Origin of the sequence: Niallia endozanthoxylica, assembly GCF_008710145.1 — a bacterium.
GTDB classification, from domain to species: Bacteria; Bacillota; Bacilli; order Bacillales; family Cytobacillaceae; genus Bacillus_BD; species Bacillus_BD endozanthoxylica.
The window spans coordinates 15141-34480 of the sequence record NZ_VYKL01000009.1 but is presented as its reverse complement, the minus strand read 5'-3'; the positions used below and the strand labels follow the sequence as shown (position 1 = coordinate 34480).

19 protein-coding genes are annotated in these 19340 nt (G+C 39.4%); 3 read left to right on the top strand and 16 right to left on the bottom strand.

Annotation, left to right across the window (positions count from 1 at the left end; all coding sequences use genetic code 11):
- Window positions 1-5 precede the first annotated feature (5 nt).
- The gene (locus tag F4V44_RS03375; RefSeq protein ID WP_150438583.1) at window positions 6-308 is read right to left on the bottom strand and encodes an urease subunit gamma; all 303 of its coding nucleotides are present in this window, start codon (window positions 306-308) and stop codon (window positions 6-8) included.
- A gap of 251 nt (window positions 309-559) precedes the next feature.
- On the opposite strand from F4V44_RS03375, the gene F4V44_RS03370 reads away from it, so the two are divergent.
- Window positions 560-1540, top strand: a complete 981-nt coding sequence (locus F4V44_RS03370) for an urea transporter (RefSeq protein ID WP_150438582.1) — start codon at window positions 560-562, stop codon at window positions 1538-1540.
- A 140-nt stretch (window positions 1541-1680) separates the two neighbouring features.
- Here F4V44_RS03370 and F4V44_RS03365 read toward each other — a convergent pair whose 3' ends face one another.
- The 5 genes from F4V44_RS03365 to F4V44_RS03345 all read right to left on the bottom strand — a co-directional run bounded on the left by F4V44_RS03365 (window position 1681) and on the right by F4V44_RS03345 (window position 7240).
- A complete protein-coding gene (locus F4V44_RS03365; RefSeq protein WP_150438581.1) occupies window positions 1681-1908 on the bottom strand; it encodes a DUF5342 family protein in 228 nt (75 codons plus the stop codon).
- 143 nt (window positions 1909-2051) lie between these two features.
- Window positions 2052-2696 carry a response regulator transcription factor gene (locus F4V44_RS03360; RefSeq protein ID WP_150438580.1) on the bottom strand — a complete coding sequence of 215 codons (645 nt, stop codon included), beginning with the start codon at window positions 2694-2696 and terminating at the stop codon, window positions 2052-2054.
- A 17-nt stretch (window positions 2697-2713) separates the two neighbouring features.
- Entirely contained in the window at window positions 2714-4867 is a 2154-nt protein-coding gene (locus F4V44_RS03355; protein ID WP_191090544.1) for a sensor histidine kinase, read from the bottom strand.
- A 28-nt stretch (window positions 4868-4895) separates the two neighbouring features.
- Window positions 4896-5699 (bottom strand): hypothetical protein, encoded by an 804-nt coding sequence (locus F4V44_RS03350; protein ID WP_150438578.1) that lies wholly within the window; start codon window positions 5697-5699, stop codon window positions 4896-4898.
- Window positions 5700-6244: 545 nt separating this feature from the next.
- A complete protein-coding gene (locus F4V44_RS03345; protein ID WP_150438577.1) occupies window positions 6245-7240 on the bottom strand; it encodes a zinc-dependent alcohol dehydrogenase family protein in 996 nt (331 codons plus the stop codon).
- A 304-nt stretch (window positions 7241-7544) separates the two neighbouring features.
- Between F4V44_RS03345 and F4V44_RS03340 the strand changes: the two genes are divergently transcribed.
- Window positions 7545-7649, top strand: coding sequence for a YjcZ family sporulation protein (locus tag F4V44_RS03340; RefSeq protein WP_150438576.1), 105 nt, complete (start codon window positions 7545-7547; stop codon window positions 7647-7649).
- 178 nt (window positions 7650-7827) lie between these two features.
- On the opposite strand, the gene F4V44_RS03335 is transcribed toward F4V44_RS03340, so the two are convergent.
- Window positions 7828-8304: a hypothetical protein gene (locus F4V44_RS03335; protein ID WP_150438575.1), complete on the bottom strand. Its 477-nt coding sequence runs from the start codon at window positions 8302-8304 to the stop codon at window positions 7828-7830.
- A 473-nt stretch (window positions 8305-8777) separates the two neighbouring features.
- Between F4V44_RS03335 and F4V44_RS03330 the strand changes: the two genes are divergently transcribed.
- Window positions 8778-9356, top strand: coding sequence for a permease (locus F4V44_RS03330; protein WP_150438574.1), 579 nt, complete (start codon window positions 8778-8780; stop codon window positions 9354-9356).
- A gap of 432 nt (window positions 9357-9788) precedes the next feature.
- Here the strand turns inward: F4V44_RS03330 and F4V44_RS03325 are convergent, their stop codons facing one another.
- The 9 genes from F4V44_RS03325 to F4V44_RS03290 all read right to left on the bottom strand — a co-directional run bounded on the left by F4V44_RS03325 (window position 9789) and on the right by F4V44_RS03290 (window position 19340).
- Window positions 9789-11366, bottom strand: coding sequence for a SagB family peptide dehydrogenase (locus tag F4V44_RS03325; protein WP_150438573.1), 1578 nt, complete (start codon window positions 11364-11366; stop codon window positions 9789-9791).
- A 23-nt stretch (window positions 11367-11389) separates the two neighbouring features.
- The gene (locus tag F4V44_RS03320; RefSeq protein WP_150438572.1) at window positions 11390-13336 is read right to left on the bottom strand and encodes a TOMM precursor leader peptide-binding protein; all 1947 of its coding nucleotides are present in this window, start codon (window positions 13334-13336) and stop codon (window positions 11390-11392) included.
- Window positions 13333-15252 carry a putative thiazole-containing bacteriocin maturation protein gene (locus F4V44_RS03315; protein ID WP_150438571.1) on the bottom strand — a complete coding sequence of 640 codons (1920 nt, stop codon included), beginning with the start codon at window positions 15250-15252 and terminating at the stop codon, window positions 13333-13335. The genes F4V44_RS03320 and F4V44_RS03315 overlap by 4 nt, the downstream gene beginning before the upstream one ends.
- Window positions 15253-15408: 156 nt before the next feature.
- Entirely contained in the window at window positions 15409-15681 is a 273-nt protein-coding gene (locus tag F4V44_RS03310) for a heterocycloanthracin/sonorensin family bacteriocin (RefSeq protein WP_150438570.1), read from the bottom strand.
- Between the two features lie 674 nt (window positions 15682-16355).
- Complete coding sequence (locus tag F4V44_RS03305) at window positions 16356-16607, bottom strand: hypothetical protein (protein ID WP_150438569.1); 252 nt, start codon at window positions 16605-16607, stop codon at window positions 16356-16358.
- Window positions 16608-16762: 155 nt separating this feature from the next.
- On the bottom strand, window positions 16763-16891 hold the full coding sequence (locus F4V44_RS28105; RefSeq protein ID WP_263406653.1) for a hypothetical protein: 129 nt from the start codon (window positions 16889-16891) through the stop codon (window positions 16763-16765).
- Window positions 16892-17061: 170 nt separating this feature from the next.
- On the bottom strand, window positions 17062-18252 hold the full coding sequence (gene tnpB, locus F4V44_RS03300) for an IS200/IS605 family element RNA-guided endonuclease TnpB (RefSeq protein WP_150438568.1): 1191 nt from the start codon (window positions 18250-18252) through the stop codon (window positions 17062-17064).
- Window positions 18253-18293: 41 nt separating this feature from the next.
- A complete protein-coding gene (gene tnpA, locus F4V44_RS03295) occupies window positions 18294-18692 on the bottom strand; it encodes an IS200/IS605 family transposase (RefSeq protein ID WP_150438567.1) in 399 nt (132 codons plus the stop codon).
- A gap of 252 nt (window positions 18693-18944) precedes the next feature.
- Window positions 18945-19340 carry a hypothetical protein gene (locus tag F4V44_RS03290; RefSeq protein ID WP_150438566.1) on the bottom strand — a complete coding sequence of 132 codons (396 nt, stop codon included), beginning with the start codon at window positions 19338-19340 and terminating at the stop codon, window positions 18945-18947.

Below are 19340 nucleotides of genomic sequence, written 5' to 3'. Positions count from 1 at the left end.
GATTTTTATTTAATTGGACTATGTACAGTGACTAATTTTGTTCCATCAGGAAAGGTTGCTTCTACTTGAATATCATCAAGCATTTCTGGAATCCCCTCCATCACATCTTCTCGCGACAAAATGGTTGTACCGTATTCCATCAATTCTGCAACTGTTTTCCCATCTCGTGCACCTTCTAATACTTCATAAGTTATAATGGCAACCGCTTCTGGGTAGTTTAATTTTAAGCCTCTTTCTTTTCGTCGTTTTGCAAGGTCCGCGGCAACCACAATCATGAGCTTATCAATCTCACGTGGTAATAATTGCATGGAAAAACCTCCTAAATTTCTGTATACATTTAATGAATCATCTCACCATATAAAGCATGACCAAATACAAATTTTTCTAATCAATAGTAAGCGGCAACCCCATCATTTTTTTATCATAAATGCAGCTCCACATGGGGAATGTATGTTATGTAAATAGTTTGATATTTAATTAAACAAACTAGACGTACTAGATTCCCCTTGAATGATACATAAATCAAGTTATTTATAGTACTGATGAAAAGGAGCTAATTATGGCAACAGATCAACGAGCATCATTAAAGGATGGAGAGTTTTTCTCTTTACTATCATCATTAAAGAATGGAGAATTCGTCACTTTACTAACAGCATCACTTAAAGGAATCTCTCAAGTCATTTTGATTGAAAATGCAATCACAGGACTTCTTATTCTTATAGCCATCACCATTGAATCCTACTATTTAGGGCTCATGACTCTTCTATCCGCCTTCATCGGTACGTTAGTCGCGAAATTTGGAGGTGCGGATGAACAAAGTATCAATCAAGGTTTACTTGGATATAATTCCGTGTTAACAGGAATGGCACTGGTATTATTTTTAAGTGGTTCTTATATGTGGATGATTGCATTGGCTGGGTCAGCCATTGCTGCCGTCTTTACTGTAACTATGAATCATTTGATGAAAAAAACAGAAATACCCATTCTTACATTTCCCTACATAATCTTGACATGGTTTATTCTGTTGTCTTCTTACAAATTGAAAGGGATTCAGTTGAGTTCTACATTAGTGCCTCAAAATTTGACACATTGGGAATTAAATATCGCAGGAGATATCAATTTATTAGATGGAATATTCAATGGAATTGGACAAGTATTTTTTCTAGATAACTCCATCTCAGGCATCATCATTTTTATTGCTGTCTTTTTCGCTTCGATAAAGCTGGGATTTTATGCAGTCATCGGGAATGTAGCGGCCATCATCATTGCTTATTCTTTAGGAGGGGAACATTCTTTAATCGTGTTGGGTCTTTATGGTTATAACGCGATTTTAACCATTATTGCGGTATCTGCGGTTTTTAATCATGAACATCATCGTTATGCACTCCTATCAGGTATGATTGCCGCTTGTTTAACCGTACCCATAGCAGCAGGAGTTAGCTCTTTTCTTTTACCCTATGGACTCCCTGTCTTAACCATGCCATTTGTACTTTGTACCTGGCTGTTCCTAGGTGCAAGAAAAATGATGCCTAACTTGTAGCCCTGATTAAAGAAAGGCAGTTACCTCAATATTGAAAAGGAGAGAAACGACTATTGATCATTTCTCTCCGTTTTTTATTATTAAATGCAGTTATAGATAAAACCAAACTTTTTTGTATCCTTAAACAATAAATTCATCATCTAATCTTCAATGTTATTGCTCAAGTATTCATGTATGGATGATTCAACGTTATCAATATGTTCATCTTCAATTGTATTTCTCGGTTGAGGATTAAACCATTGAACCTCTCCATTATGATAAATACCAGCATATTCATCACCTTTAATAGTTACCTTGAAATGATGACGTTCATGAACTTGATCCTCAAATATTTTTTTTACATCAATATTTTCAACTTCGGACACCATAACACCCCCCAACCGTTTTAATTATTTTACTTTCCTAATTATGTTCACTTTTTGTAAAAATAACCTAGTAAATTGAAATATGGGTCGTTTCTTTGGGTCGCAGACAGTCTCCATGGATGAAACGTGAGAACCGCCCCTTTGTTTCACAACCTCCTAGCCTCTCGAGCCAACCGAATCGCTTCATCCCGATCCTGAACCTGCAGCTTATTCATAATAATCGTTATATAGTTAGCCACCGTCTTTTTACTCAAGTTTAAGCTCTCAGCAATCTTAGCATTATTCGCACCATCAGCAATCATATACAATACTTCACGCTCTCTGGCAGACAAATCAGGAAAAGCTTCTTCCCTTGTTGCAGGATTAGCGGTTGAAAAATACTCAATAAGTCTTGAGGCGATTTCAGGGCTGAAAATAGCTTCACCTTCACCTATTGCTCGAATGGCTCTTAATATCTCATCCCGATCGGCATCTTTTAATATATAACCCCTCGCTCCAACTCTCATAGCTGTAAAGACGGATGCATCGTCTTCAAACATGGTAACGATTAAAACTTTTATATTTAATTGAAGGCTTGTAATCTGACGAGTGGCTTCAATGCCATTTAATCCTGGCATTCTGATGTCCATTAGTACCACATCAGGCTGAAGCGTTTTAGCAAGTTCTACGGCTTCTTTACCATTTGTTGCTTCACCTACGACTTCAAATCCTTGTTTGCTTTCAAGCAATGTTTTAACACCGTGACAAAACATTGGATGATCGTCAACAATTAAAATCCGCAAATTTTTCATTCTCTCACAACCTATCATTAATAATGTGTAATGGGTAATGAGGCACATATCCGTGTCCCCTTCTCCAGTCGCTCCATTTTCCATTCTCCACCTAGTTCATATGCTCGCTCTTTCATGGAATGTAAGCCAATTCCATTTTTTAATGCGACGGACGAAACTGGTATTCCTATGCCATTATCAATAATTTCAAGTTCAAGTGTTTCTTTCTGTTCATTCACATATAGGCTGATTTGACACTTCGTCCCTTGGGAATGTTTCACAACATTAACGAGTGCCTCTGTTACAATTCGAAAGGCAGCGACCTCGACAGCTGCGGGCAAGACGGGAAGCTCAGCAGGAAAAAACTCAATCTCTATTCTTTGCTCATGGGCGATATTCTTTGGTTTCATGTCATTGATTCGTTCCTTAATGGCCCCTACAATCCCAAGCTCATCTAATGCAGGAGGTCTGAGATCATGAACAAGTCGACGTATATCTGACACGGATTTACGAATGACATTTCTAACATCTGAAAGCATTGCCACAGCTTTTTCAGGATTTTCTTTAACCAAGTCTTCAGCAGTACCTGCATTCAGTGCAAGTGCCGCAAGTCTAGGGGCTAAATCATCATGGAGGTTTCGTCGCAATCTTCGTCGTTCTTCCTCTCTGGCAATGACGAGTCGCTCTCGTGATTCTTGTAAACTCTCATTCAGCATTCTTATTTCTAAATCATGTTTCAAGCTTTTTATAATAACCCCCGCTTGACGGATTAAGAGCTGCAGGAGATTTTGATCAGCTTTAGAGAAAGTTTCTTGCGGATACCTAGGGGAAATCACTAATACTGCTAACTCTTCCTCCTTATGGATAACAGGATATGTCAACTTCTCGCCTTTCTCCACTCCTGTTTCGATTGTAAAACATTCACCGTTTTGATGATGAACCGTAATGGATACAAAAGGCAGCCTCATCGAATCTTTTATCGTTTGAGCAACCATTTTCAGGGCCTCATTTGCCTCCATTGTTTGTTCATAATGCTTTACTAATTGTTCAAGTGCCTTATACGGGTTTTCTATTTCCCCAAATAAATATCTGTTTACTGCCTTTTGTAACTTTTCTTTAATTGGTCCAAAGGAGACAGCAACAATTGCAGTCGCAATGAGAGAAAATAAAAGACTTCCTTGTTGCCGGAAAAATAATCCTAAGTACCAAACGACTAAAATGTATAGCACGACAATAAATAAGGATAAAGCACCATATATAAATGTCCGTTTTAAAATGAGATCAATATCCCATAATCGATTTCGTAAAATAGCAATCGTGATGGTAATCGGCAGAATCATAAATACAGCATGGATTCCTAGATTCATTAATGCAAATTTTATCGGTCCACCTTCGGTAATATAGCGTTCGTCAATCAAAATAGGGATAACACCAATTGATAGGAATCCAATGGCTACGCCCCCAAATCCATATACCACCCATTTGGTCTGCTGGCGTTCTACCCAGCTGGAAATTTTACGAAACCGATAAATTTGAGAGATAAGCTGTGTAGTCAGCCAAACCACAAGCCATAACCCAATCGTCCAAATGTTGTCATTCAGTGACCAACCTAAGGATGGGATGATAAATTCTATGCACCTACTAATCACTAAAAATGCCGCAATCCAACCTGACCAGTTCGAAACAAATTTCCCGTTAGGAAAAAGAAAAAAGAACATAACAATGCCAATGACACTTGCAACATAGGTCATGTTAATGAAAAAATCCAATACTACATGCTTTCCTTCCAGTACACTAGTCGTTGCCGGGAAAGAAACGCCAAAGGTACATAGTGTTAGGATGGCAAACAAGCTCATTCGATTATTCGGCTTTTTGAACAATATAAGAAATGCTGCCCCAAAGAATACCAGGACAAACAAACTATACATTCCCGTGTAAAAGGCTGCATAGGTTGTTTGGCTCCAGCCAATTGCTTCTAATTGTGCAAGTCCAGGGGGAACAGCACCTACCTCATTACAACGCTCTTCAATACAGTTTGTTTGGATTGTATGAAAGAGAGGAGAGATGCTGAGTAAAAACACACAAGCGGCAATAAAGCAGATTGATAAAATACTATATTTATAAATGAGGAAACGAGGGGTTATATGCTCAAGTCTATTCCCCTCCAAATGAGTATTTTTTAGAATAGTCATTGCGAAACCCCTCCCATTCATATCTTATTTAAGAAACGGATACTTTATTTTCAATCGAATTTTCTACTTTTTTTATTAAGCCGAAGTAGACGAAGCTGCCGCTCATTAATAGAGATAATACACCACCAACATAGCCCCAGCTTCCAGGAAAATCAGGGACGGAGAAGGAAAGGATGGCTAGATAAAGATAGGCGATGGCTGCCAATGTACTTAACACCTTCGCTCCTTCTTTTCCAAGTGCAGCCCCATATCCCGCGATTAGTAATACCGTATACATGACTGCCATTTCACCCCAACGAAATTCTCCGCCAACTTGATTCCATTGTTGTGATAAACCGTGCCAAATTTGAGGAAGAAGGACCAGTGTTGCAGCAATCGTGATTATTAGCAATGGTTTATTTACTGTTTCTGCTTTATGAATCTTTAACAATTGTTTTGGACGAATATACGTCAGAATTAATAGAAGATTTACTGTAGTAAACATAATAAGAACAAATGGCATTGTTAACATTTGATCATACGTAATAATCCCAACAAAAATAAAAATAATATGCCCAACTGTATAGAATTGAAGGGCAAGAGGCTTTGCTTCAGCTTTCCAGAGTAAAGAAACTAAACTTCCTCCGAATAAAATCCCAACTAATACCCCGTGTGCCCCGTAATGCCAAAGCATAGAAGACTGAAACCAATCTTCTTCTAAATAACGATCATGAAACCATGGCATTAACCCTTCATCAACACTTTGTAAAGCGACAAAGCTTCCGAGTGCAAATAATAATGCAAAGAAAGGAAATACATAATTTCTCCAGCTTTTTTTATTCGATATTTCCATCCCAAACTCCTCCTTGTTTTGCTGCACATGACAGCAATTGGTTGTTTACGTATTTATTTTATCAAGGAGGGTATTCCTAACAGATAGAGTGTAACTGTTCCTTCTTTTAGGATGTTGATTAGGAAAGTAATCATGTACATTGAGTTGATAATTGAACAGTTTATGAAGCATGGCGCTGAAAAGATTTAACAAATCTTTTCACGTCACCTAGATTGTGTGAATCCACGCCCATCCTGGTAAATTACATTTTCATACATTCAAATTAGAATAAATACTTCCCCTACCTCTAAATTACCTCATTTTCATACTTTCACCACTCATTTTTAGTGCTTAACTCAGTAGGAGTGTATTTCTTTGAATAAAAATAAACAGCCTAATATACAAGTCATAAATAGACCTTCTATATAGGCTGTTTTTTAATTGTGCTTCTTGAACAAAAGCACCCCGTTTAAGTAGAAACATTCACAATCTCTTCTAACTACACAATAATTAAAATTCTAAGGAAAGACCGCCTCTGTTACATATTCTTAATGTAACTTCTAATTTCACCAGTTGTTTACTAAAACAATTTTACCAACTGCTTTATTAGCCTCATAATATTCATGTGCTTGGGCTATTTCGTCAAAGGTAAATTGTCTTTGAGCAAGTAATGGTCGAAGTTTTCCTTCCTCAATAACAGGTGTAATGTTCTTTAATACCTCACCGTTTATATGACGGTATTCTTCATGAAGAATAGGAATCTCTGTGAATACAACATGGAAATTCAATGATTTTACAAGAAATGGACTAAGGTTATAGTCTTGACTTACAGCAATCGCCACAATTGTTCCATATAAAGAAGCTGCCTCAATCGAATTCTCAAGGTTTTTACGGTCGATGGTATCGAAAATATATTTAAACCCTTTACCATCCGTATACATATTCACATAGTCTTGTACGGACATTTCTTTATAATTGATGACAACATCGGCTCCAAACTCTTCCGCAATTTGAGCTTTTTCTGGTGAAGAGACGGTTGTATATACCTTTGCACCGACCCATTTTGCCAACTGAATAGCAACATGCCCTACTCCGCCTGCACCACCATGAATTAGAATCTCGTCTCCAGCTCCAATATTGGCACGTTTAACTAGAGCTTCCCAAGCAGTGATTGCGACAACTGGAAGGGCTGCTGCTTCTGCAAATGATAGGTTTTTCGGCTTATGGGCAAGTAATCTAGCATCTGCTGCCATGTATTCTGCTAAAGCACCACTTGTACCTTTAACACCACCTGCAAAACCGTATACCTCATCACCAACTTTAAAATCAGTAACCCCTTCTCCGATTTCTGTGATAATACCAGCTACATCGCCATGTAAAACAGCTGGAAATTCAGGAGCAAACTTAGCAAAAACTCCACTGCGTATTTTTGTATCAAGGGGATTTAAACTTGTAGCCTTTACCTGAATTAAAACATGCATGGGTTTCACTTCAGGAACAGGAATCTCTTCTAATTGAAAAACAGATGCCTCTCCAAAAGAACGGATAACTTGTGCCTTCAAACAAATCACTCCTCTAAAATTAAAAATAATATATTTACTATTCTTAATATTATATTTGTTTTTGCCGAATTGATAGTAAATAGTATTACTGAGCTAAACTGCTGGTTGAACAAGAAAAAAAGGCCGCCGCAGGGGCAATCATCTTGTTCTCAAGCACCCGTTCGGCTTAAGTGAGTCTCTTCACAACTTTATCGAACTACGACGTTTTCATCATTTATTATTTATTCAAATGCATGTCCACTCAAAATGAATAGTTAAAACATAAATTGTATTAACCCCTTTAAAGAAAGAAGGTGAATGCTTTATGTCTTACGAGAAAAAAGATAACAATTTTGCATTAATCGTTGTTTTATTTATCTTATTGATTATTGTTGGAGCATCTTTTATGAAAAATAGTTATGGCTATTAACATCTAGAAAGGGAAACATGGGACGGTTCTTTACGTTTCATTTTTTTGAAACTTACTCTCCATAGGTGAAACGTGAGAAGCGTCCCTCTGTTTCATTGGCCCTTTAAAACTCCAGGAACTTTTTGTAAGAATAATATATTTCATATGATAGCTTTTGATTTTGTTGAGGGTGGAAGAATTATTCGTTGCTTCTTAGAATATCATCCACTCTCTTTTTCATTGTATAAATCACGGTTTTCTTGTAACATGCCGCTATACGCAGCACTCTTATTTGTTCGGATCGGGATAGATTTTGAAAACGAGGTTCTTGTTTCAAAAAGGAACGAACGATTAACCAACTGGTTGGCATGAAAGGAAAGTCATCTAGAGGTTGTTTCTTCCATAAGCGATGAAACCACAATTGTCTTCCGATATAATCACTTTTATCAACGATGCATGGCGCATACATATTTTTGGTGTGTTTTTTAAGATTTTCGAATCGGTCCTGCCCGCTAACAATGATATAGCTGCCATCCTTTCGATTTTTTTTTACAACCATTACATACATCATACAGTCCCACATTAATCTCTGAAGTTTCTTCAAGTGCTTCGTCATTTTCAGTGATAAATCAGGTTTGATTTTGCTTAGTGGTATATACTCTATCGTAAATTTCACACGCAGCCCCTCCTGTTAAATATATCTATCTCTTCTTAACTTCTTTGCAGCAGGTGGGTATATTGGTTATGGTACCGTTCGTTCTTTGTTCATTCTAATGTTGGGATTTATTACGAATATGAAGTACAAATGATTGACATAAACTTAAGTCCCCTTTAGATAATATGTATGAAGTGATCGCATGTCACATTCGAAGGAATGATGAAAATCCCTGATTCAATTATCAAATGATACACTTCCTTCAACAAGACGACCACTCCTACAAAAAGAAGAAGTCTTTGTTTATTTCATGATTAGCTATGGCTATCCAGATGAGGATTTTCTACTTCTCAGCTGCCTTATGGGATAAATGTTCCTGCGTCAGCAGCAAGTTATTACATGATATTTACAATTTTATTAAATAAAGATTATTTCATTTAAATATAATTGTAGGGATTCGGACTTTTATTATTATTCTATTAGGAGATGATGAAATGTTCTCTGGACATTTTGGAGTTGCTGCCATAGTTAAAAGTAAAACTCCTGAACTACCGCTTTGGTCCCTGTTGGTCAGCACACAATTGCTAGATATTGTGTTCATCCCCTTCAATTTGGCTGGAATGGAGTCAATGGAGCCAATTGGTGAGGGAGGTTATGCCAACATGATGATTTATGCATTCTACTCTCATTCTCTATTAGGGGCAATGTTTTTTTCCATTCTGGCAGGGCTTCTTGCCGGGGGTTTTTGGGGCAGAAAATCAGGAGTGATTATTGGATCAGTAGCTTTTAGTCACTGGATTTTGGATCTGATTGTTCATCGCCCCGATTTGCCTATTTTTCCAGGCAATGCAGGCGACTTACCGCTTTTAGGTTTCGGTTTATGGAATTCTATTAGTGGAAGCATCCTAGTGGAATTTCTCTTAATCTCAGCAGGTTCCTATTTTTATTTTAAGCACGTACTCCAGTCTTTAGGCCCTCAACGAAAAGGAAAAGCTATTGCAGCTGGATGTATCATGACCGCTTTTCTATTTCTTTCATTATTCATTGATGCTTCCTCATTACTAAACAAGTAAAGCGTGATTTTTGGAACTTGCAGAATGAATCCGCCATTTAGAAAACGATGGACAGCAATGATGCGCATTTACCATATCACTCATTAAAAACACGGTCCACATGTTGGATCGTGCCTTTAATGAACGAATTCATCTCGCTTTATTCTGGAAAAGCTTTTGCATATTGAATTTTTCCTTTTTATGGACAAAACCAACACTATTCCGTCTCCAGTCTCACACCTTACGGAAGAAATGTGGTGCCAAAGCCTGCTGGCCTATTCGTGATTAGTATCAATGATATAAGCTTTCCCCCATTCTGTTTCAAACTTTTTTCCATCCTGTTCATCCCCAAGATAATAATCCCCAGAACCTGTGCAGAAAGTGTTGAAAGATTAACAAAAATAAACGCGTGAATTCGTATGTGAATTCACGCATTTTTCATGAAGCAAGCATTTAGCAATGCAAACCTCCTACTAACCAAGACCGATGTTGATAAGGACCAATGGGAATTTGGATGAGAGCCGTATCCCCTCGAGTATCCAACCTATACAGGTGATCACACAATTTCACATCATATCCGAGGAGCGGGTGCCCTCCTAAGCCTAACGCTGATGCAACGATAAGTAATCGTTGCACGAGCATACCTGCCTCCATCTGCTGGATACGATATCCTCTATATCCGAATGCATCTTTATTGTAATCCTTCTCTCCTGTCACATGAAAGCAGAGTGGGACTTGCAGCAAATTAACATTATCCATTGACATCCCGGATTGGAGCAGGAGTCGGTAATCCCCGGGTTCAATCTGTCTTAGTGCATGAACATGACGTTCATAGTGATAGGCACCATTTTGAATCCCTTCCACATTATACATAAAAACACTTAGAGTGACGCGCAGCTCATGATTATGATGCACAGCTTCCAAATCATTTCGATACGAGAAAGAGTCCGTCGCCTCCTGCAAGAGATAAGCTAATTTCTGTTGACTGACTTTTCCCCACACGAAATCCAGGCTAGGAGAAAATCGATTTCGACAGGCAGTTGCCAAATCATAGGACATCCGCTCTGTTTCTGGCAGAGCTATCAGCTGACCTTCCGCTTTCACCTTTCGCTTTTCCTTGACTAAGACAAACGAAGAAGGAGAATGTTGCATGGCTGCTTGATTTAACTTGGTTAACATAGGAGATTCTTTGACCTTCTTAGAGCGGACATAGTGTTCAGGCTGAATCGCTTGTAATTCCCGGATCAGCTCTTCTGAGAAAACCATTCTTTCCCTTTCGCTTCCGTGCGCTGTCCAAATGGTCGATTCTACCGATAACGGGATAACCGCATAAACGCTTTCCTCTTCTTCCGATAAACCTAGCAAATGATTGACGGCCTGATCAAGATATTGAAAGTACACCCCCGATTCCCAGCTAAACCGTTTAGCTACTTCCAATAGCTGCCCTATCAATACACCCGCATCCAACCCCTGCAGCCGGTAGGCAAAGTTATTGTATTTGAAAAAGTTTTTCCAAAACATCGTCGACACAAAAACTGTACCAAAACAAGAAGATACGTCACAGCGATGACCAAGAGCCCGGGCAATATATGAATCGAAATTGCCTTCTCGCAGCAAGACCAAGCGGTGGTGTGCCACATCGTAATGGTACAGCCCGGGGAGCAAATCATCTATTTTCAGATAGACGTATAATTCGTTTGGATACAACCCGCCACCCGAAGGAGCAAATCTTCTGAACGATTGCATCATGTCTGTGTTGTTCTCTCCAGCACTCGATGAAAAAACAGATTGACTAAATTGAGTGAGCCCGTAGACATACCAAAGAAAATAACCGATTTCACGAACATTAGGCTTTAAGGGATGTTTAGAACCTTCAAGTGTCAACGGTACGTCCAGAGGTAATGGTACGACAGGCAAACCGCGATATAATTTATAGGCAAGGGGTCCATCCTCCCAATCCACTTCCCAATTCGGGATGCTTGCCTTCTCGATATCGAAATGTAAATGGTGCAGAAACTCATCTAGATTCATAACAATCGCCTCCTAATGACTGCTTATGGAAACGGATGCGGATGGGGATTAAGCTGTTTGATCGTCAGCGGTTCCGTTGTATATCCCAATTCCATTGGGACCCTTAACACCCTCTCGAGTCCGGTTATTCGTGTGAGATGCTGTCCGAATGTCATTGGAAGCATTCCAGGAATCAGCACTTTCACACAATATAATCCGTTTCGAAGCGTTTCCGGTGTCGACTGGTCCACCACAATCACATCGAGGTTTAAACGGCGAAATTCTTGAAGAAGTTCCAATAAATCATCGGTCAGATCTAAATGCTTACGTCTAGAACCATATTCCTCATCAAAGGTTCTTAATGGGCGATTATCCTCTAGCAAAAACTTTAGGCGCTCTTCGGCCTCCGGTAATCCATACAACATACCATGATCATCCATCTGTCTGACCAAGGTTGAGTCATGTAACATACGCACATATTCCGACTTGTTCTTCTCCAATTTCTCATCCAATGACAGCATCATCCCAGCTAACTCGTGAACCGCGGTTTTTACAGCCCGTACTGGGTCCAAATGAGCTCCAGCTGCACAAATCAGATTCAAACCTGTTTGCTTTCTATTTTTCGCGATTGCTAAAATACTGGGGATTCCGTTCTCCATGGTCGAGTTATATAAATGTAAATCGTATCCCCCAACCGTTTGCATCCGGTCAATCATTAACAGAAGCTCTTGATCTGCCGTGGAGTATGGATCAAGACGCGGCAATGGAAGCTGCGCGTACCAAGTCATTAAAAATGAATCACGCTCCACCACTTCCAAAATACCATAGAAAATTGCTTCTTCTAAACTACCTCCTAACGCGCATCCGTTGGAAGTCTCATAGACGAACCCTCGCGATCCGCAGCCCAAACTGTAATAGGCCAGCAACTCAGGGACTAGGATCGGACGCTCCTGCAAAAATGAATATCCCCATACCCAATTGATCGGGCGATCGGGATCAAATTCTTCAAATGGAAAATCAGATCTTTGGTACTGTTCTTTTTCGTGCACACCTACTTCAATTGGATGGAGTGCCTGATTTCTCAACCGGTTATAACTATCATGGACCACGGTCCGTTTACCACGGGGCTGAAGTCCACAGTACCGCTCCAATCCTTCCAATATCGCTGTTAACTCACTTACCGCGAAGGAGTTGGTCCGGCCCGCTGTTCCCTCATCTCCCTCGAACAAAGGCAGATTAACACCTACATCCGCAAATGTATGAACAAGGTTGACGATTTTTTCATTTAAAAGCCCTGTACGCGGATCCAGATAGTCTTTCACTAAAACTGTACTCAGACTATCTAACGAACGGGTGCGGAAATGGTCACGGTTAAACTTCGGAGTATTTCTCAAGGAAATCCTTGCCATTTCGCGTGAATCGTCTGGTATTGAACTGCAAACAGTACACAAAGGGACAGGCAGGAACGTATGCCATGAACTATTCAAGGTTTTCAGATTCAGAAAACAGACTTTTCCTTCGGAGACTGCCTCTTCTCCTTGTATAATTCTTTTTACCTCAGCTCCGATTATGTGAGCCAACTGTTGGAGTCCCGTGCGTGATGCCCAAGCTTCCTGGTGCATTCCCCCATTTAACTCCAACCGTCTCTGCATCTCCCTCATGTCTCTACGGTCATTTCCTGTCAAAAGACGTCTTGTCTCCACACATTGAGTGCAGCCCGGGGTACCAGGCCGAACCAGAGGACCTATGATTCCTTCTCCAAAAGAAACAAAACCTCGCAGCCATGGAGTGTTGATACGACGAAACAGCTGTTCTGCTTGTTGATAAACAGAGGGATTCCAGACATCCTGCAGAACCAAGGCCAAATCGATGGTGGCTGGTAGGATGCTTTCGAAATTAGATTTACGAACCACTAGGTATTGAGAGGACATTTCTTCACATATGAGGTCTGACAATATGCCTTCTCCGACCACTAACACAACCGTACTCACTTGAATCCCTCCTCTTGAACCAATACCCCGAATACCCCTGCCAATTCCTGTTTAAGAAAAGGTTCCACTTCTAGTTCATACACCTGAAGCTGCTTTCTGTTCCGTTCAAGGACTGTAATCGCTTCCTGGAGGTCCCCGGACTGAATCCTGTCTTCACACGCAGGAATTTCTATGCTTTGCGGTTCTTTTTCATCCAAAAATAATGAGGGAACTTCCAATGATTGCGCTGTTTCCGATTCTCCATGGTTTTGGCCTTTTCTAATAGCCTGCTGCAGCGCGTTTCGCAGTGCCAGAGTTCTATTGATATCTACACTGCCACACCATCCGTCTCCTGTGCCAACCCACACAGCCGGAAATCCCGACACATTCTCACCTATAGCAATGGTCGGTACACCTTGCATAGTCGTTAGGGACTGCAGATAAAAACGGCAGCGTTGATCCTCTACCTTCCTCAACTTCACTATAGAAACGGAATAACTCGGCTCACGGCTTTGTCTGATTAACTCCTCTTCCAAACATTTCTGCAGCCCCCGGCAAACCCCTTCCGCTAACCTAACACCTGCAGCTACTTTCACTTGTGGAGGCAGGTCAAAGATGTCAGCCATTCTTGAGACATACACTTCTATTCCGATCAGCCCTGCTTCTATTCGCGCTTCCTGATGTGTCAGTGCTGAACACACCCTCTCCTGCAATAGGTCAGCAGGTCCCTCTGCTAATGGATTGGCTGCCTGAACGGAGCACTGTGATAATGGCAACTGCTTTAAATCCCCTTCCTCCCATTTGTGAAAAATCCCTGATACCTTGGATGTCAGCTGATTAAAGTGAACCAGTAATGGACTCAGATCACGATTCTCTGTTCTCTGTTCCAGTCTTACATCGATATCCTCTACTAATCTAACAGAATGATGTCCAGTTACTAGTGGATGAGGCATGAACGGATGCCAGTTACCTTCAAGTGTTTCTAAATCTAGGAGAAAGAATCGTTCTTTCTGTTCCTTTTCAGACACACCTGTCACATGCTTATACAACTCAAATACAATCACATTGGCAAGCATGGGTCCTGCTGTTGCTGTTGAAGAATATGCGGAAAATGGCTGGTCTTTGGTGAGGGATGTTTGGTGAAGACGGCGCCATGCAGACTCCCAACACCCCTCTGAATTTGGATGCACAAACGGTCCAGCTAACCCGACCTGTTCCAAGCAAATAGCAGGGAGAAACACCTTCTTCTCATCCCTGCTAACCTTATGTAGAAGTCGCAGTTCCTCTACATCAGCCTTTTCTGAAACATACAAAATGTAATCAAACGGTTTCATCACTTCCTGCCAATCTTTCTCCTTGTTTTGGGTAATCTCTTCTATCTCCACTTCATCATCTGATTTACGGGCACGAGCCACCAGTTCGTTCAACCGTCGTCTATTGGTCTGATCCGTATCCATTATGAGGATTTTGAACTTGGGATGTCCGGAAGTAAGTAACGAAGAAATCAACGAAATAAAAAATGGCCCTGATCCTACAGCCAACACTTTCGACTGTCGATAGCATTGAAAACGGAACGCTCCTGAATCTATTAAGTTATCGACAAATTCGATTTGAGAAGCATGTTTTTTAAGGACCTGTTCCGTCAATTGATGCGGACGGTCTTGGCTTACATCGCGAGCAAATCCGTTGCTGACCAGTGTTTCAGCAATTTCAAACACTCTGTCCCTGTATGGACCCGGTAATCCGGTTGTCAAATACTCCAAGGTGTGCTGGCCATTAAACATCGGCATTAACTGTTCAACCCACTTATCGATCATACTGCCTTCCATACGGAAGGAGCTTACATTGTTCCGAAAAAACACACCGCTGTTTGGGTATGGGAGAAAAAACGTGTCCCTTTTTACTTTCAGACGCGCAGAAGGGGTTAAATTTGTCACTTTCGTTCCTCCTTAAGTCCTCATCACTCATTATCATCACTATTATCCTATGTACGGCAATTTGTCCCTTATGTTCAACTTATAGAGAAGAGCCCCTGCGACGATTGCAAGGGCTCTTCTCTATAAGCAACTGGTTTTCCGTTTATAAAGCGAAACCTATCTTCCTCCGCAACGATGTCCGCCTCCGCAATGATGACCGCCGCATCGATGCCCACCGCAATGAAAACAGTTAAAGCAACTGAAACAATTGAAACAATTAAAGCAATTAAAACAGCTGCTAAAGCAACTAGAACAACGGCCAAAACCACCCACACCTAGGAATATACGGTCCTGATCATCATAAAGTTGGTTTGGATCGTACGGCACTGGTTGGGAAGCTTGGAAATCACCGAGATTTAACGCTTGAAGTTCATTTTGAAAATCATACATTTATTTAACCTCCTAAATAATTTAACTAAGGGCAGATTCCATTGAAAAAAAACGAAGGATGACAAAAATACTTTAACTATAGGTGACTATAATCATTTCGAATCCTCCCCAACAAACTATGTACAATAGGTGGGTATCGCTACTGATATCAAAGCCTATTTTGCTGATTTTCAGAAACTTCTCGAGTTACAAAAAAGGGTGTCCCAAAAGTTATTATTTTGGGACACCCTTTTTATGTTTAATGGTTTTACATGAAAAGTGGAAATATGACGAAAAGATACCTATATGATTTGTTCAATGGAAAAATTTCGAACTTTAATCTATTCTTCACATCGTTATGGAGAATGTCAATCAATACTGAAAGATCTGCTGATAAATATAAGCTAGAGATCAGTACAATCTAATTTCACAGGAGGTTTTTAGGATTGGGATCTATTTCGAATTGGTTTACATGTAACCGGTGTAGTCAGGAAAATGCAGTGACGAAGAACGAGGTTGAAGTATAATGCAGGTCATCAAGTAACTAATTTCTACGTATTCTCAAAATAATTGGTAAAAATTTATGAAACGAAAAAGGCTTAGCTAGTTATTATAGCAAAGCCCCCGTTGTTGAAGATAATAAAGATCCTTTGTTTTTGAAGTATCATACCCCGTCGTGTAATAACTTCGTACTTTCATTCTAATTTTTCACCTGAATAAAGGTATAGGTCCTCAAGAGCTAGTTTGATAGCATGATTTTCTGTATCAATAAGTGAGAGTATTTTTGTGAGAGGATCCCCATACCATTCTGACATATATGCATACTCAGGTACTTCTTCCCTAGTCCAAGTGCAGATACAGTATTCAAATAATCCATCACTTCGCTTCATAATTTCAGCTTTATACACTTTACTTGGAGTCATAATTTCCTTAACTATCTGTTTCATTTAGTTAACCCCATAACACTACTCCTCAGTTTTTTTCAACAATGGATTCAAGAAATAATCAGTCACGACTAAATGATTATGGACGCATGGTATGATTGAAGCTCATTGTTACGACATAAGTATCATATCACTTCACCTATCAATCACCTTCGAAGTTAGTTTAATAACTGATTAACTTTGTTTTCGTCTTCTAAATATTCTTGTAGACGTTCTCTTAGTTCATCCTTGTTTTGGACTTCACTTAAGTCTTTACCATACCATTCTTGTAGATTTTCTCTCGTCATTGTATATTCACCAATATTGGAATTGACTGCTCCCACAGCTAAAGCAGTGGGATTCCCACCCCAAAGCCCGTTAAATAGACGTTTCTTTCACCCTGTCTATTTGCTATGAGTTTTCCTATGTCTTGCGAACTTTTGGTCCGCAAAGAAGTTCTAATCTCTAGTGAACCTCATTAGGCTATCCCCGTCTGCCCGACGGTTAGAAGACGTTTCCCTTCTTGGAGTATGTTCTTCGCAGCGTTTTCATCTCTGTCGTGGACAGCACCGCATGAACACGTCCATTCCCGAATAGATAAATCCTTTACTTTTTTATTTTTTTCTCCACAATTTGAGCACAATTGAGAGCTTGGAAAATGAGCTCCTACAACGACTAGTTCTTTTCCATGCCATTTACATTTATATTCTAACATTCGGCGAAATTCCGACCAAGATACTTCAGAAATCGCTTTCGCAAGTTTTCCATTCTTTAACATATTTTTCACACGCAAGTTTTCGATGCAAATGACTTGGTTTTCGTTCACGAGCGAAGTCGAAACTTTGTGCAAAAAATCATTTCGTTGATTCACAATCTTTTCATGGATTCTAGCCACTTTTTTCTTTTGTTTATACCAATTTGAACTTCCATATTTTCTTCGAGAAAGTATCCGTTGAGCTTTTGTTAATTTTTCTTCCATTTTTCGAAACCACTTTGGATTTTCAATTTTTGTCCCATCTGAAAGAGTGGCAAATTCTTTTAATCCCACATCGATTCCGATTTCAAAGAAAGAAGATTGGGCGTACTCCGTTTCTTGTTCAGTCAAAAGGGAAACAAAATACTTACCTGAAGGCGTTCTTCTAATGGTGGCTGAAAGGATTTTACCCTTCACCTCTTTACTTTTTGCAAATCTAACTAATCCTAATTTGGGGAGTTGTATAAAATGATTGTTTCTCACACGAATAGTAGAACCTGATTTGCCATTATTGCATTTGGATGTATACGATTGAATTTCGTTTTTCTTACTCTTAAAACGAGGTTTTCCTTTCTGTTTCTTATAATAACTAGAAAAGGCTGTTCCCAAGTCTTGAAGGCTATTTTGCAAAGCAGTAGAATCCACTTCTTTTAACCAAGCCCATTCTTTCTTTAAAGAAGTGAGTTCCTTTTGTACGTTGAAAGAACGAAAGTATTCCGATTTCCAGTTATTTTCGCTTAATTGTCCGTTTTGAACCATTTCTTCTGTGATGTACCAATACATGTTTTTATCGTTTTGTTTGCCTAAAGCCCAATTGAACACATAACGACAAGAACCAATGGTCTTATTAATAAGAGTGGCTTGTTCTGAGGTAGGATACAATCTGAATTTATACCCCTTATGAAACGTTTTCATTCTTTCACCTCCCTTCATATAAGTTTATATGTGATGTACAGTCATCCCCTTGTTTTTTGTTGTTCAACATATTTTTTGATCGTTTGACTTGATACATTTCCAGCAGTCGAAACAAAATAAGAACGTGTCCACAAACTTGGCAAGTGACGAAGGTGCGGAAATTCTTCGCGCAATTGTTTAGATGTGATCCCCTTTATCTTTGCCATAATATCCGCTGGGCTGAATGTTGGCAATGCATTTAGAAACATGTGTACATGATCTTTATCACACTCTAAAGCAATTATTTGTATTTTTAGCGATTCGCCTATTTCGTGTACCATTTCTTTGAATCTTTGTTCTACTTTGGCATCAAGAAATATCTTCCTTCTATATCGAGGGCAAAACACAAAGTGATAGTTAATGAATGATACGGTTGTCTTTGTTCTTCTATATTCTTCCATACTTATATTGTATCAGTCTATCAATATAACTACAACAAGTATATAAAAAAATAGATAGTGGAACGTTCAAATACTTGAAGCACCACAAACCTTTCAGTTCAGAGTGGTACTCCGTATTTGACCTCACTATCATCCCATGTCTAAAGACGGTCTGTGACCTGCATGGGCTTTCTCGTTCGGAAAATCTGTAAATCTTATCCAATCGACATTTTGGACTAATGTAAATAAAAATGTTGCAATACCATTTAAATTTTAATTTTCCTTTTTTTCAACTAGAAAGGTGATAAGTACGAATAATAAGAAAGCTAGTAAAAGTAAGCTTCCACCCACGATAAAGAACACCATTACAAAGGTTTCATCCAGATTTAATGGATTCAGATTGTACATCCACATTCCTACAGTCAATCCTGCAGCACCCAGCATTCCTAATATACTGTGAATAGCTACAAGTCTTTTGTATTTAATCTTATATACCTTATAAAAAATTCCCCAAGCGAATACCGATAGCCATCCTACTAATAGAATATGAGCATGAATGGGTCTCAATGAATAATCCATATTTCCTGACATTTGAGAACCAATAAAAGTACCGATTATTCCGAATATCGCTGAAAAACGAATGAGCCTTAGACTCCAAGTTTGTTCCAT

Bases quoted from the DNA above. Each gene is read 5' to 3' on its own strand.
- F4V44_RS03375 (WP_150438583.1), bottom strand. From the start codon at position 308: ATGCAATTATTACCACGTGAGATTGATAAGCTCATGATTGTGGTTGCC.
- F4V44_RS03370 (WP_150438582.1), top strand. From the start codon at position 560: ATGGCAACAGATCAACGAGCATCATTAAAGGATGGAGAGTTTTTCTCT.
- F4V44_RS03365 (WP_150438581.1), bottom strand. From the start codon at position 1,908: ATGGTGTCCGAAGTTGAAAATATTGATGTAAAAAAAATATTTGAGGAT.
- F4V44_RS03360 (WP_150438580.1), bottom strand. From the start codon at position 2,696: ATGAAAAATTTGCGGATTTTAATTGTTGACGATCATCCAATGTTTTGT.
- F4V44_RS03355 (WP_191090544.1), bottom strand. From the start codon at position 4,867: ATGACTATTCTAAAAAATACTCATTTGGAGGGGAATAGACTTGAGCAT.
- F4V44_RS03350 (WP_150438578.1), bottom strand. From the start codon at position 5,699: ATGGAAATATCGAATAAAAAAAGCTGGAGAAATTATGTATTTCCTTTC.
- F4V44_RS03340 (WP_150438576.1), top strand. From the start codon at position 7,545: ATGTCTTACGAGAAAAAAGATAACAATTTTGCATTAATCGTTGTTTTA.
- F4V44_RS03330 (WP_150438574.1), top strand. From the start codon at position 8,778: ATGTTCTCTGGACATTTTGGAGTTGCTGCCATAGTTAAAAGTAAAACT.
- F4V44_RS03325 (WP_150438573.1), bottom strand. From the start codon at position 11,366: ATGAATCTAGATGAGTTTCTGCACCATTTACATTTCGATATCGAGAAG.
- F4V44_RS03310 (WP_150438570.1), bottom strand. From the start codon at position 15,681: ATGTATGATTTTCAAAATGAACTTCAAGCGTTAAATCTCGGTGATTTC.
- F4V44_RS03305 (WP_150438569.1), bottom strand. From the start codon at position 16,607: ATGAAACAGATAGTTAAGGAAATTATGACTCCAAGTAAAGTGTATAAA.
- F4V44_RS28105 (WP_263406653.1), bottom strand. From the start codon at position 16,891: ATGACGAGAGAAAATCTACAAGAATGGTATGGTAAAGACTTAAGTGAA.
- tnpB (WP_150438568.1), bottom strand. From the start codon at position 18,252: ATGAAAACGTTTCATAAGGGGTATAAATTCAGATTGTATCCTACCTCA.
- tnpA (WP_150438567.1), bottom strand. From the start codon at position 18,692: ATGGAAGAATATAGAAGAACAAAGACAACCGTATCATTCATTAACTAT.
- F4V44_RS03290 (WP_150438566.1), bottom strand. From the start codon at position 19,340: ATGGAACAAACTTGGAGTCTAAGGCTCATTCGTTTTTCAGCGATATTC.